This window comes from Peribacillus sp. BM1 (assembly GCF_056679975.1).
Map to the genome: position 1 here is coordinate 602,813 of NZ_CM155259.1, position 15,271 is coordinate 618,083.

12 protein-coding genes are annotated in these 15,271 nt (G+C 40.4%); all 12 read right to left on the bottom strand.

Translation table 11 applies throughout. From position 1 onward, the window contains the following. Positions 1 to 95: 95 nt before the first annotated feature. The 12 genes from hisD to AC1MGI_RS03085 all read right to left on the bottom strand — a co-directional run bounded on the left by hisD (position 96) and on the right by AC1MGI_RS03085 (position 15,266). Positions 96 to 1,361 carry a histidinol dehydrogenase gene (gene hisD, locus AC1MGI_RS03030; RefSeq protein WP_480348416.1) on the bottom strand — a complete coding sequence of 422 codons (1,266 nt, stop codon included), beginning with the start codon at positions 1,359 to 1,361 and terminating at the stop codon, positions 96 to 98. A 12-nt stretch (positions 1,362 to 1,373) separates the two neighbouring features. Next, entirely contained in the window at positions 1,374 to 2,003 is a 630-nt protein-coding gene (gene hisG / locus AC1MGI_RS03035; protein WP_480348418.1) for an ATP phosphoribosyltransferase, read from the bottom strand. Continuing rightward, complete coding sequence (locus AC1MGI_RS03040) at positions 1,996 to 3,177, bottom strand: ATP phosphoribosyltransferase regulatory subunit (RefSeq protein WP_480348420.1); 1,182 nt, start codon at positions 3,175 to 3,177, stop codon at positions 1,996 to 1,998. Before AC1MGI_RS03040 ends, hisG begins: the two co-directional genes overlap by 8 nt. A 396-nt stretch (positions 3,178 to 3,573) precedes the next feature. Then, positions 3,574 to 4,083: an acyltransferase gene (locus AC1MGI_RS03045; RefSeq protein WP_480348422.1), complete on the bottom strand. Its 510-nt coding sequence runs from the start codon at positions 4,081 to 4,083 to the stop codon at positions 3,574 to 3,576. Positions 4,084 to 4,088: 5 nt separating this feature from the next. After that, positions 4,089 to 4,733 (bottom strand): pyrophosphatase PpaX, encoded by a 645-nt coding sequence (gene ppaX / locus AC1MGI_RS03050; RefSeq protein ID WP_480348424.1) that lies wholly within the window; start codon positions 4,731 to 4,733, stop codon positions 4,089 to 4,091. Continuing rightward, positions 4,723 to 5,667 carry a nucleoside recognition domain-containing protein gene (locus AC1MGI_RS03055; protein ID WP_480348425.1) on the bottom strand — a complete coding sequence of 315 codons (945 nt, stop codon included), beginning with the start codon at positions 5,665 to 5,667 and terminating at the stop codon, positions 4,723 to 4,725. Before AC1MGI_RS03055 ends, ppaX begins: the two co-directional genes overlap by 11 nt. 23 nt (positions 5,668 to 5,690) lie before the next feature. Continuing rightward, entirely contained in the window at positions 5,691 to 6,503 is an 813-nt protein-coding gene (gene lgt / locus AC1MGI_RS03060; RefSeq protein WP_480348427.1) for a prolipoprotein diacylglyceryl transferase, read from the bottom strand. Positions 6,504 to 6,593: 90 nt separating this feature from the next. Beyond that, complete coding sequence (hprK, locus tag AC1MGI_RS03065) at positions 6,594 to 7,529, bottom strand: HPr(Ser) kinase/phosphatase (RefSeq protein WP_480348429.1); 936 nt, start codon at positions 7,527 to 7,529, stop codon at positions 6,594 to 6,596. Positions 7,530 to 7,811: 282 nt separating this feature from the next. Beyond that, complete coding sequence (locus AC1MGI_RS03070) at positions 7,812 to 8,912, bottom strand: DUF4097 family beta strand repeat-containing protein (RefSeq protein WP_480348431.1); 1,101 nt, start codon at positions 8,910 to 8,912, stop codon at positions 7,812 to 7,814. Between the two features lie 678 nt (positions 8,913 to 9,590). Continuing rightward, a complete protein-coding gene (gene uvrA / locus AC1MGI_RS03075) occupies positions 9,591 to 12,464 on the bottom strand; it encodes an excinuclease ABC subunit UvrA (protein ID WP_480348432.1) in 2,874 nt (957 codons plus the stop codon). A 7-nt stretch (positions 12,465 to 12,471) separates the two neighbouring features. Further along, entirely contained in the window at positions 12,472 to 14,451 is a 1,980-nt protein-coding gene (gene uvrB / locus AC1MGI_RS03080; RefSeq protein WP_480348434.1) for an excinuclease ABC subunit UvrB, read from the bottom strand. Positions 14,452 to 15,044: 593 nt separating this feature from the next. Next, a complete protein-coding gene (locus AC1MGI_RS03085) occupies positions 15,045 to 15,266 on the bottom strand; it encodes a CsbA family protein (protein WP_062185685.1) in 222 nt (73 codons plus the stop codon). Positions 15,267 to 15,271 lie beyond the last annotated feature (5 nt).

A 15,271-nucleotide genomic window follows, 5' to 3' on the forward strand; every position in this document is an offset into this window, starting at 1 on the left:
CCTCCTAGGGGTCAGACCCCATTTCCCAAATCTATTTTCCTTGCGCAAATTTAAGTTTATCAACGCCTTGAAGTGGCCCGTTTAGGGGTCAGACGCTATTTCCCACGTGATTCTACAGCTCTGGCATGTGCTTCGAGGCCTTCGAGCCGGGCAAAGGTTGCAATTTTTTCTGCGTTTTTTCTAAAAGCTGTTTGACTGTACATGATGATGCTTGATTTTTTCTGAAAGTCGTCCACATTTAGTGGGCTTGAAAAACGGGCTGTACCATTTGTCGGGAGTACGTGGTTTGGTCCGGCGAAGTAGTCACCGACTGGCTCCGTACTGTATCTCCCTAAGAAAATGGCACCAGCATGGCGTACTTGAGCCATGACTTCCAGTGGATCTTTCGTGATAATTTCAAGATGCTCTGGTGCAAGTGTATTAACGGCTTTAATCGCCTGATTCATATCCTCGCACACGATAATCTTCCCATAATCCCGGATAGATACTTCGGCAATCTCTCGCCTCGGCAACGAGGACAACTGTTTTTCCACCTCTTTTGCCACCTCATCAGCTAAACTTCCTTCTGTGGTGATCAACACGCTACAAGCTCTGGCATCATGCTCGGCCTGTGACAGCAAATCTGCTGCTACTTCTTTAGCAATAGCTGTTTCATCGGCGAGGACCGCAATCTCACTCGGCCCTGCAATCATATCGATTGCTACGTCTCCGAACACTTCTCTTTTCGCTAACGCTACATAAATATTTCCAGGCCCGACAATTTTATCGACTTTTTCAATTGTTTCTGTTCCATATGCAAGTGCCGCAACCGCTTGTGCACCACCGATTTTATAAATTTCCGTAACACCTGCGATTTTCGCTGCTGCCATAACCGACTTAGACAGCTTCCCATCATTCCCTGGAGGGGAAACCATTACGATTCGTTCCACGCCTGCTACTTTCGCAGGGATCACGTTCATTAATACTGATGATGGGTACGCAGCCGTCCCCCCCGGTACATACACACCAACCGCATCAAGTGCAGTTAGTTTTTGTCCGAGCATTGTTCCTGTTTCATCTGTCGAAATCCACGAATTCTTTAGCTGTTTTTCATGAAAAGAGCGGATATTTACTGCTGCTTCTTCGATGATCGATCGCTCATACTCACTTAGTCCATCTGCCGCTTCATCAATTTCCTCCATCGAAACAGTAAATTGTTCAAGCTTTACACCATCGAATTTCTCTGTGTAACGAGCAACCGCTTCATCTCCAGACTTTCTAACTTCATAGATGATATCCTGTACGGTCTTGCGCTGTTCAGCCGTCCCTGAATCTACCGAACGCTTTAATGAGGCGCCTTCTGTAAATCGTTCTATCTTCATCACTCCACCCCCTCACTGATTTACTATTTCTGCAAGCCGATCGACAATTTCCGTAATTCTCTTTTCTTTTATTCGATAGCTCACCGGATTTGCAATTAATCTTGAGGTCACATCGGCAATTTTTGCATATTCCACAAGTCCATTTTCCTTTAATGTTTGCCCAGTCGACACAATGTCCACAATTCTTTCTGCGAGCCCAATTAGAGGTGCTAGTTCAATCGATCCGTTCAACTTAATAATTTCTACCTGTTCACCTTGTTCACGAAAATAACTGGAGGCCACATTCGGATATTTACTGGCGATTTTCGGCGTGATATCACTGATTTTTGTATTTGGAAGTCCGGCTACCGCTAAATAGCAAGCACTTATTTTCAAATCCAGTAATTCGTAGACATCCCGTTCTTCCTCCAACATAACATCTTTCCCTGCAATCCCAACATCCGCAACACCATGCTCCACATAGGTGACCACATCCATAGGTTTTGCCAAAATGAATCGTAAATTCTCGTCTTCTACTTCTAAAATGAGTTTTCGTGAATCATCAAATTCTGGAGGGAGACGGAAGTCCGCTTTTCGTAATAAATCTACCGCTTCTTCAAAAATCCTACCTTTTGGCATCGCAATCGTTAGAAAGCTATTCACTTCTTGCACCTCCATTTCCGATATACAAATGGACCTCATGAAATGCCTTAGTAAATGCATCAACATTCTCTAGCGCATTAATTTCTTGAATCGTTACGTTGATCCCTTGTTCTCGTTTTTCTTTGGCAAATATGAGTGCTTCTTTTCTCCGTTCAGGACTAAAGACGACACATTCAGATGTTTCCATTTCTTGTATTCCACCTAGCGCTTCGGTCAAACGATCCATTCGGATGGCAAATCCCGTTGCAGGAGTGTTCCAACCGAATTTTTCAAGAAGGCTGTCATATCGACCTCCGTTGCCAATCGGTGAACCGACCTGATTGGCATATACCTCGAAAAGAGTGCCCGTGTAATAACTCATATGACTGACTAGCGTTAAGTCAAACGAGATAAATTCTTCGATTCCAAATTCCTTTAGTTGCAGAGCCAACTCTTTTAAATCTTGAAGCGTTTCTCTTCCCGTTTCACGTTCAAGTAAGGTAGCAGCTTGACTCAACGTATTCTCTTCGCCTCTTAAGGAAACGAAATCAATTAATCGCTGCTTGTCAATCGACGATAATGGCAGTGACTTCACATGCTCACGATAGCCTACATAGTTTTTTTCATATAAATATTTCCGTAAAACTGCTGCTCGTTCTTCATTTCCTAAAATACTAATAAATAATTCCTGTAAAAAGCCAATATGCCCGATTGCTATTTTAAAATCTTTGAGACCTGTAGCTTTAAGCACATCTACAAGCAATGAGATGATTTCTGCGTCAGCACTAATGGATGGATTACCAATGAGCTCGATTCCGATCTGTTCAAACTCTGCAGGGCGTCCACCTTCTCTTTGCTGCGCCCGGTACACATTGGCTGAGTATGCAAGGCGTAATGGGATCTGTTGCTTTAATAGCTTAGATGCTGCAACTCTGGCAATTGGCGTTGTCATATCCGGTCTTAGAACAAGTGCGTGTCCTTGCTGATCCAATAATTTAAACAATTGCTGATCTAAGATTGCTGAAGCCTCTCCGATTGTTTCATAATATTCCAACGCAGGCGTTTCAATAAATTGATATCCCCACTTCTTAATCTCAACGCTCATGCGATTTCTTACCAATGCTTTCGTTTCATATAACAACGGAAGCGTATCTCGCATGCCTAGTGGTTTTTCAAACATAAACGGCTTGGTCACAACAACACATCCTTCAAGAATTATCTTCACTCTTATTCATTCTCGCAAAACCAACCAAAATTTGCTATGTAAGTATACAGATAAAACAGAATCCTTTAATTCACTACCATACTACCGAATTGAAGTTACCCATATTTTACCCTTCAAATAGCAACACGTCAAGCACAACATTTTGGGGTCATACCCTATTTCCCAACTTTTCTCACATCCTGAACCCCCTTGTAATTCATAGGTTTACGCAAGGTATCGCAGGGTTCAAACCCCATTTCCCATAATAAAAGGGCCAGACCTTGCAATGACTATATGCAGTTCAATTTAAGTGGTTGTACCACTCTGAACTGTGTATAGCTTGCAAGGTCTGGCCCTTTTCGGACATCTTTTATTCATTCATTTGATTCAAATTTCCAATTGATTCGTTCTTTCTTCTTTCGTGTAAATGACGCGCATGGGGTTCCCACCAACAAAAGCGCCTTCCGGTACATCTTTATGAACAAGCGTACCAGCCGACACAATGGCTCCATCACCAATGACAACTCCTGGTAAAATGGTTGAATTGGCACCGATTAAGACCTCATTGCCAATCACAACCTCACCTAGCCGATATTCCTTAATTAAATATTCATGAGCCAAAATCGTCGTGTTATAGCCAATGACTGTATTTCTGCCGACTATGATTTTTTCAGGAAACATACAATCCAACATGACCATGAGAGCAAATGACGTTTGATCGCCAACTTTCATTCTTAAAAAAACACGATACAGCCAGTTTTTCATTCCTAAAAAGGGCATGTATCTGGCGAGCTGAATCACACTAAAATTCTTCACAACTTTCCAAAAAGGAACCGTTTTGTAGACATGCCAAAGCGAGTTTGCACCTTCTACCGGGTACCTTGTTGTCCGCCTCATAAGCCTTAGTCCTCTAAAATCGTGATTAAATCTGACATCTTCTCAAGAACATAATCCGGATCGTATTGCTCAAGATGCTCCCGGCCCTTCGCCGACCAAGCCACTCCTGCTGTTTTCGTTCCGGCATTTTTTCCAGACAGAATATCGTGATAGTTATCACCAATCATGATCGACTCTTCAGGTGACGAACCCAATAAAGCCAATGCCTTCTGAACTGGTTCAGGATCCGGCTTCGCTTTTTCCACATGATCGAGCGCAATAATCACCTCAAAGAATTCAGCCAACTTCGTCAACTGCAAGCCTTTTTTCACAACGTCACTTATCTTCGTTGAAACAATCGCTAATTTATAGCCGCTCTCCTTCAATGTCTTGAGCGTATCATACACCTCATCAAACTCCGTTACTAATAAATCATGATGCTCCAAGTTGTGCTTCCGGTAATGCTTCACCATCTCTTCCACACGTTCCGGATCAATACTATGAAATGTTTCATATAGTGGCGGACCATTAAAAGCAATGACGTCCTCGCGTTTATACCGGTCAGGGTAATAATGATTTAATGTATCCAAAAATGAAGCAACAATTAATTCATTTGTGTTAATCAATGTTCCATCTAAATCGAATAATAAAGTTGTAATTTTACTGTTCATAAGCTTCCTTCCTTTGCGTAAATTCCGATCGATTCCAAATAAACCCGATAATCATCGTTAACAGAATAGCTGTTGTTAGCCTGATGACCAACAACGGCCATACCGGAATCCCAAGCGGAATAAATATTAATGTATCCTCAACCACAGCATGACACGACACTAGAAAAATAAAAGCAAGCGTCATATCCTTTTTACTTACATTATCTTCTTTTGCAGCTTGAATCATGACACCAGCTCCATACGCCAATCCGATTGTGAGACCTGCCACCATCGTCATCGATGTATTGGGCTTCATCCCTAGAATCTTTGTAAATGGAGCCAAAACCTTTGACATAGCATCTAGCCACTTCAAATCTTTCATGATCTGCATGATAACCATTAATGGAATAACAATGAAAGCTAATTGCAGTACCCCAGATGCAGCCCGTTCCAATCCATTTAATAGAATCGCCCATGCACCATTGATTTCCACTGTATCCGGACTAACAAACCCGTATTTAGCAAGCTCTGATCCACCTTGCCAAACTAGATTAATAATAACAGCAGCAAGTAAAGCTAAGCCAATTCTAACTGTTAAGATAACCCAAAGTTTTACACCAACCTTCGCTGCAACGCCCGATTCAATAAACAAATTGTGACTAAACGATAACATGATGGCAATAATAAAGACTTCTTTCACCGATAAATCAAGCGTTAAAATCCCGGCAATTCCTGCATACAAATTTAAAAAATTGCCTAATACAAGAGGAATCGCAGCTTCTCCCGGCAGTCCAATCATATTCATAAAAGGAGCAATGAAATCGATGATCCATTGTAAAACCGGTGTATATTGAAGCACGGATACAATCAATGTAACTGGGAAGATCACTTTACCTAAAGTCCAAGTAGTCTTTAACCCTACCAATAGACCCTTTTTTACCGAATTACCAATCAATTCCTTTCACCCCGATTCGTTCATTATGCCTCTAAGTATTTTTCATCGGCATATCCCCGAACTCTTCTATAAACCCAAAGGCCGATTGCCACTACAATTAATACGATTGAAATAACTTGGGCAATGCGTAGCGTTTCTGTCAGCATTAGACTGTCCGTCCGCAAGCTTTCAATGAAGAATCGACCCACTGAATACCAAATGACATAGGATAAAAAGATCTCCCCTCGATGCAAGTTCGATCTTCTTAAAAATAGCAATAACACGACACCTAATAAGTTCCAAAGCGACTCATATAAAAAGGTCGGATGATAATAAGCTCCTTCTATGTACATTTGATTAATAATAAAATTAGGTAAATGGAGATTTTCTAAAAAGGCACGCGTCACTTCCCCACCATGCGCCTCCTGATTCATAAAATTACCCCAACGGCCAATAGCCTGCCCTAAAAGAAGACTTGGAGCCGCTACATCTACAAGTTTCCAAAACGATAATTTCCTTACTTTTGAAAAAACAATAGCCGTTAATACAGCACCAATGATCGCTCCGTGTATCGCGATTCCACCGTTCCAGATTTGAATGATTTCACCCGGATTTTGTGAATAATAATCCCACTGAAAGATGACATAATAAATTCGCGCACTAATAATTGCAATAGGGACAGCAAACAGTATCATATCAATAAAGGTTTCCTTACCAATCCCTCTTCTGTCCGCTTCCTTAGTAGCAATATACAAACCTAGAAGAACACCAAATCCGATAATGACCCCATACCAATGCACTGCCAAAAAACCTAAATCAAATGCAATAGGATTTAATGGCTGTATATCTTGCTCCATTACATTCCCTCTTTTCTATTCCAAGAAATTTTCATCCAAGATTACTTACTCCATCAGTTGGAATGGCTCTTACGTGGATGAAGGTTTACATTAAAATTCTTCGTGCCCATTTCCAGAAATCGTGTTATTCAACCGACTTGAGAATATTTCAGCTGCATTGACGCCCATTCTTTTCAAACGGAAGTTCATCGCGGCCACTTCTATAATAACAGCTAAGTTTCTTCCCGGACGTACAGGAACCGTTAATTTCGTTACTTCTGTATCAATTATTTTTACTTTTTCCTCATCAAGGCCGACCCGATCATACTGCTTGTTCTTTTCCCAAAGCTCCAAATTGATAACGAGGGAAATTTTCTTATTGCTTCTTACAGCACCTGCACCAAACAATGTCATGACATTAATAATACCCAGTCCGCGAATTTCAAGTAAATGCTCAATCAGTTCCGGAGCATTGCCAACTAGTGTATCCTGATCTTCCTGACGAATCTCCACGCAGTCATCCGCAACTAAACGATGTCCTCGTTTTACTAACTCGAGTGCAGTCTCACTTTTACCCACTCCACTTTTCCCAGTAATCATCACGCCGACTCCATAAATATCAATCAGTACCCCATGGACAGCGGTTGTCGGCGCAAGTTTACTTTCAAGAAAATTAGTCAAGTGACTAAATAGCCGGGTTGTCTTCATACCCGATCTCATCACTGGGACCGATTGTTGTTCAGATGCAATGATTAGCTCTTCCGGAACTTCATGCCCACGGCTAATAATAATTCCAGGTGTAATATCCCTACACAAGTTTTCCATTCTGCTTGTTCTTTCCGACGCGCTCAGCTTTTCAAAGAAAGACATCTCTGTCATTCCAAGTAGTTGAATCCTCTCAGCAGGATAAAAATCGAAAAAACCTGCAATTTCCAAGCCAGGACGAGAAAGGTCACTTGTAATAATAGGACGGTTAATCCCTTCTTCACCACTGACTAATTCAAGATTGAATGTATCTACCAAATCTTTTACGCGTACTTTTGCCATGTATCATTATCCTCCTTGGAGTTAAATTATTTCACTTATTAAGGTAATCTTTATTTTAGCATTTTTCTACTAATATCCAAACAAAGGATTTTTAAAAAGCCACTCAATCAAAAAATATCCTTGCTAAACTATAAAGAGGATGCCCCTTATTGAAAGAGATTGACCTTGCAATGACAATATACAGGTCAAATGAAGCCTAAGTACTACTTTGAACTGTATATACAATGCGCAGTCATACCCTTTGGGACACCCTCTTGTTTTTAACCGTAATAAAGCTTCATTTTACGATACTGAAATGCCTCCCGTTTTCGTATCGGCAAACAAATGAAGGACAGGTACAATATGCTTAGTCGTTTTGAATTTCAACGCTTTTTGAATGACATCATTTTTCTCTTCGATAATTTGAATCCCATCCAAAGTTACATTGAAGTTACCAAGATTCGATTTCAGCTCACCTTCAACAGCAATTCCCGTAGGCAGGAATACATCCAGCTTCCCGGTTACTGTTTTGACGGAAATATATTCACAATTCGGTTCTTCAACACGACATATCACTTGACCGGCGAATGATTGAGCATCAAGGTTTTTATAAATTCCATCAACATGAATCGAGCCATTTAATGTTTCTGTCTCGATTTTTTCTATAGTAGCTTGACGAATAGAAATATTTCCATTTCCCGTTTCAGCATCTAGTGTTTTCCCTGTCACGCCCTCGATCGCAATTTTTCCGTTGGCGGTCTTTACTTTAAAATGATTTGCTTTTAAAGACTCGCCAGAAATAGAACCGTTAAACATGCGGATATACACTTCTTCGTACTCTTTATTCGGGATATACAGAGTGACGTCAGCCTTTATCGATTTCTGTAATAAATGGAAACGTAATTTCTCATCTTCTACTGAAAAATGCACGTCTTTTAACAGCGCTTCTCTTGCCTCATCCTGCATTGCGCCGCGATAAACCTTCGCTTGACATTCGATTCTAATTTCATCATTCGACCATGGGATAATTTTCGTTTTTCCATTTGCGATATCTATCTCAATTTCTTTGAGGGGTGTTTGATCATGGGTAAAAATATGTGAAATCTCGTGTGAAGCACCAAAATTGAAGTCAAAATCCGATTCTTTAATTTTTTTCACGGCACTCTCTACGAATTCAAAGATTTTCTCTTTTGAAGAGCTAATTTTTTTATTAAAATAATCTTGTTGTTTATTGGTACCTTCTTTATCAAGCACGACGGTCGATAATTCATTGACCAACACTTGTTCTTTCTTCTCCGATTCTTTACTCGCCAGATCTAATTCCTCTAAAATCTTTAAAGCTTCTTCCGTTGATAGCTTCCCATCTTGAACCATTTGCAGAATTCGCTTTTTTTCTTCATTCATTTCGTTTCCCTCCAATTTCAATCTATTATGTCACACGTTTTCTCGATTTTCTCACAAAATTAGGCCGGGATAAAGTAAACATTTCTCTTTTCCAGTGAATGATTATTGAAGCAATCAGGTAGTACTTTCAGTCAAAAAACTGAAAACACGCTTACTAATTAATACGCCTACCATTCATGAAAGTTTCATCACTTACAAAATTTAACTTTGATAATTTTAAACGACATAAAGTGAAACTTCAATTAGTGGGGGGACTGCTCGTTAATGCGGGATAAAAATTAACGATTTTAAAGAAGGGTGTCCATTGAATTGCATGTTTGCACCCCTTTTTATCAATCGTTTGATTAAGCTGATTATCGTAAATCCTGCAAAATTCACCCTTTCACACCGACAAAATATTCACCTATTTCTACGCATATATCCCTTGAAATGCGCTGTCCCCTTCATTTTAATCAATCAATTGATTAAGAATAAAAAAGAAGTCTTCAAATATTTCCTTCACTCACTAAATCTCCACACTACCATTCGACAATTACAAATGACATAATAATCAACGAATTCCACATAATATGTCGCTAGCAGCATATCTTTTTTCTCCTTTTAATCAATCAGTTGATTAAGCGCTTTTCTACAAAATTCTTCTTTTAAATACGAAACAAGCAAGCCAAATTGGCTTGCTTATACATGTTCATGCTCTTTTTCCTCGATTCTCTTCTCCATTCGGATACGGTCTCGTTCAAGTATAGGTTTTAGATATTTCCCTGTATAAGACCCCTCTACCTTAGCGATATCCTCTGGTGTACCAGTTGCGATAATCGTTCCGCCCTTATCTCCGCCCTCAGGACCAAGGTCGACCAAATAATCGGCTGATTTAATGACATCTAGATTATGTTCAATGACAAGAACGGTATCTCCGTTTTCAACGAGGCGCTGAAGAACGCAAAGAAGCCTAGCGATATCATCGACATGAAGTCCTGTCGTCGGTTCATCAAGAATATAGAAAGAGCGGCCGTTTGAACGACGATGGAGTTCAGAGGCTAACTTAACCCGCTGTGCTTCTCCACCCGAAAGTGTCGTTGCTGGCTGACCAAGTTTAATATAACCTAAGCCAACATCTTGAATCGTTTGTAGTTTTCGGCTGATTTTCGGGATATTTTCAAAAAATTCAACGGCTTCTTCTATCGTCAACTCGAGGATATCCGCGATATTTTTGCCTTTATATTTCACTTCCAACGTTTCACGATTATACCGTTTTCCATGGCATACTTCACAAGGGACATACACATCAGGTAAGAAATGCATTTCAATTTTAATGATTCCATCGCCACGACAAGCTTCACAGCGACCGCCTTTGACATTAAAACTAAAACGGCCTTTTTTATAGCCGCGGATTTTCGCTTCATTCGTTGTCGCAAACACATCTCGAATATCATCAAAAGCCCCTGTATATGTAGCAGGGTTTGAACGTGGCGTTCTACCGATCGGTGACTGATCAATATCAATGACTTTATCAAGATAATCGATACCTTTGATTTCTCGGAAAGAACCTGGACGAGCTTTTGCCCGGTTCAATTTTTGCGCTAACGATTTATGAAGAATCTCATTCACTAACGTACTTTTCCCAGACCCCGAAACACCAGTAACAGCTGTAAATGTACCAAGAGGGAATTTCACATTCACATTTTTAAGATTGTTTTCTTTCGCTCCTTTGATTTCAATATAACGACCATCACTTTTGCGACGTTCTAATGGCAATGGGATAAACTTTTTCCCTGACAAATACTGCCCAGTTAACGAATCGGGATCATCCATTACTTCCTGTGGCGTACCTGCTGAAACAATTTTCCCGCCGTGAGCACCTGCTCCCGGTCCTACATCGATCAAATAATCTGCAGCAAGCATCGTATCTTCATCATGTTCAACAACGATAAGCGTATTGCCAATTTCACGCATATTCTTCAGTGTTTCAATAAGGCGATCATTGTCTCTTTGATGAAGACCGATTGACGGCTCATCCAAAATATAAAGAACACCAGTTAAACGTGAACCAATCTGAGTTGCAAGCCTGATTCGCTGAGCTTCCCCACCTGATAGTGTACCAGCTGCTCTGCTTAACGTTAAATACTCCAAGCCGACATTGGCAAGAAAGCCCAAACGTTCTTTAATTTCACGCAAAATTAAATTGGCAATCGCTTGTTCCTTTTCCGTTAAATCTAGATTTTCAAAAAAATGAACGGCTTCTTCAATCGAATAAGCAGTTGTTTCACTAATCGTTTGCTTTTGGATGAGCACCGATAGGCTTTCCTTTTTCAATCTTTGTCCTTTACAAGTTGGACAAGCATGTTGCGCCATATACTTTTCCATCTGGTCGCGGACATAATCTGAGCTTGTTTCTTTAAAGCGTCGTTCCACGTTATTCAAAATACCTTCGAAGTTTATATAGCTTTCATGCAACCGGCCATAATCATTTTCATAACGAAAGAGAATTTTTTCTGTTCCAGATCCATATAAAACCTTATCCAGCAAATCAGCCGATAAATCTTTAACTGGCGTATCCATATCAATTCCGTAATGATCAGCAATGGTTTTCAGTAGTTGAGGATAATATTGCGAACTTGTCGATTCCCAAGGTGCAAATGCATTCTGATTTAACGTTAATTCTTCATTCGGAATGACGAGCTGCTTATCGACTTCAAGTTTCGTACCGAGACCGTCGCAATCTGGGCAGGCACCAAATGGGCTGTTAAAAGAAAACATGCGTGGCTCCAATTCTTCAACAGAGAACCCACAATAAGGGCAAGCATGGTGTTCGCTAAACAAAAGCTCTTCTTCCCCATTAATATCGATCAATACTTTTCCTTCACCAAGCTTTAAAGCACTTTCCATGGAGTCAGCAAGGCGCGCGGCTATTCCTTCTTTAATCACGATCCGGTCGATAATGACTTCTATCGAATGTTTTTTATTTTTCTCAAGTGTGATATCTTCCCCTACATCTAGGATCTCGCCATCTACCCGAACTCTTACATAGCCTTGCTTTTTAATGTCTTCAAAAATTTTAGCGTGAGTCCCTTTTCTTCCTGAAACAACTGGAGCAAGCACTTGCATTTTTGTCCGATCAGGGTATTCTAAAATCCGGTCCACCATCTGTTCGATCGTTTGGGACGAAATTTCAATGCCGTGATTAGGACATGTCGGCCTACCGATGCGTGCGTAAAGTAAACGTAAATAATCGTAAATTTCCGTCACCGTTCCAACTGTTGAACGCGGATTACGACTTGTAGTTTTTTGATCGATGGATATCGCCGGTGAAAGACCTTCAATTGAATCAACATCGGGTTTATCCATTTGTCCTAAAAATTGTCTAGCATAAGCAGAGAGAGATTCGACATAGCGCCGTTGCCCTTCTGCGTATATCGTATCAAATGCAAGCGATGACTTCCCTGACCCCGACAATCCGGTAAGGACGACAAGCTTGTCTCTCGGGATTGTGACGTCAATATTCTTTAGGTTATTGGCTCGTGCACCGATAACCGTTATTTTTTCCAATGCCATTGTCTTGTCACCCTTCCACTTTCAACTCGATTAAAAGATCACGAAGCTGTGCTGCCCGCTCAAAATCGAGGGCTTTAGCTGCTTCTTTCATTTCTTTTTCCGTATTTATAATTAGCTGTTCTCGCTCCTGTTTCGTCATTTTAGTGAAACTAGGTGCTGTATCGTATATTTCCGTATCTTTTGCTGCATGGGTCACACGAATGGAACCACGAACCTCTTTTTGAATGGTTTGTGGAGTAATATTGTGTTCGATATTGTACTGTTCTTGAATTTCACGGCGCCGCTTTGTCTCACTAATGGCCAATTCCATCGAATTCGTCATCCGATCAGCATACATAATCACATGGCCGTTTGAATTCCTGGCTGCACGGCCAATTGTTTGAATAAGTGAACGTTCCGAGCGCAAGAATCCTTCTTTATCGGCATCCAATATCGTCACCAAAGATACTTCTGGAATGTCGAGACCTTCCCTTAGCAAGTTAATCCCTACAAGTACATCATATTTCCCCATTCGTAGTTCACGGATAATTTCAATTCGATCTAAAGTCTTTACCTCAGAATGGAGATACTGAATCTTAATTCCAATTTCTTTTAAATAATCCGTTAAATCCTCAGACATTTTTTTCGTCAGCGTTGTGACAAGTACACGCTCGTTTCGTTTGATGCGTTCCTGAATTTCACCGATTAAATCATCAATTTGACCTTCAATCGGTCTCACCTCAATATTTGGATCTAATAAACCAGTTGGTCTAATAATTTGCTCGACCATCTCCGGTGTATGTTCCAACTCAAACGGCCCAGGCGTCGCGGATACAAAAATCGCTTGATGGACTTTCTCCTCAAACTCTTCAAATCGAAGCGGTCTGTTATCTTTAGCAGAAGGCATCCGGAATCCGTGATCCACCAACACTTGTTTTCTCGCCTGATCACCGTTATACATTCCACGAATTTGTGGCAAAGTTACATGCGATTCATCAATAACAAGCAGAAAATCTTCTGGAAAATAATCAATTAATGTATAAGGTGTTGCACCAGGGGGCTTCAATGTTAAATGTCTAGAATAGTTCTCAATTCCCGAACAAAAACCCATTTCACGCATCATTTCAAGATCATATCTTGTACGCTGTTCAAGGCGTTGGGCCTCGAGAAGTTTGTCTTCCTTGCGTAGCACGACTAACCATTCTTCTAGTTCTTTTTCGATATTCTCAATCGCTACCTTCATTTTCTCTTCACGGGTAACGAAATGGGAGGCTGGGAATATTGCGATATGATCGCGTTCAGCGGTAATTTCTCCCGTTAACGCGTTCACTTCACGTATTCGATCAATTTCATCACCAAAAAACTCCACACGAACACAGTGTTCGTCACGAGAAGCTGGGAAAATCTCAACTACATCACCACGTACACGGAAAGTCCCACGGTGGAAGTCTATATCATTTCGTTCATATTGAATGTCCACTAATTTATGAAGCAGTTTATTTCGGTCAATTTCCATACCTGTGCGGAGCGATACAACCATTTCCCGATATTCTTCGGGAGAACCGAGACCGAAAATGCATGAGACACTGGCGATAATAATGACGTCTTGACGTTCAAATAACGCAGATGTAGCAGAGTGACGCAGTTTGTCAATCTCATCATTAATGCTTGCATCCTTTTCAATATATGTATCCGTGGATGGAACATACGCTTCCGGTTGATAGTAATCATAATAACTAACAAAATATCCAACAGCATTATTCGGGAAAAACTCCTTGAATTCACTATACAGCTGCCCTGCAAGTGTCTTATTATGAGCAATGACTAATGTTGGTTTGTTAATTTCTTTGATTACATTTGAAACAGTAAATGTTTTTCCCGTTCCAGTTGCCCCAAGCAATGTCTGATACCGTTTCTCGCTTTCTACTCCTGCAATTAATTCCTTAATTGCAGCAGGCTGATCTCCTTGTGGTGAATAGTTGGAGACTAACTCAAATTGATCCTTCACTAAGCAATCCTCCATTCTATAGAAGTATTTCTCATATGCAAAACTTTTCCTTGTCTATAAGAGGATGTTCAAAAAGTCCGGTAAAAATAGCTGTCGAATTGCATCAAAGCTCTGTCTCTCCGGTCCTCACGTATTATTGCATACGCTCCGGTCCTCTCGAGATGCGCTCCTCGAACTTCTCGGCTCTTTTTATCCTCCTTTTTGAACACGTACTACAATGAATTTTACATGTTTTTACCGTTAGGCTTTCGTCTAAGTCATTCATATCTATTTATAGCCCTTTATTGAAGCTTTCTATACACATTCTACCACAATGGACTACTAAGAAACCAATAATAAGCGAACGTCCATTCGACACTTTTTTCGATAATAAAGTGAAACCTCCATCAGTAGAGTATTACAGCTTGTTAAACCGGGATAAAAGTGCAACAGCTTTATTCGACAGAGAGCTAGATTAAACCAATCAATCTCGATTGTTTTATAATTAGAGAGGTTAGCCATTACAAAAATCACATGGCGCAAATTTCACCATGTGTCTACGTGTCTAGATAATAGGGGAGTAAAAATGAAGATAGCGGTACCTCGTCCTTGCTTCATGATATTCGTTTTAACATTTTTGTTGAATACCAAAACCCGACTGTTAAAGAAAACGCGTCTATGATAATCAAAATCCATGTATGTGTATATCCTTTATATGCCGAGGCTGCAATCAAGGCAACCGTCAATGCAAGACCAACAAAACGATTAAACGTCACTCTTGAAAATAAGATAACAAGTAAGCCAGGAACGATTAGAGCAGATAAAAACTTAACCATTCTTC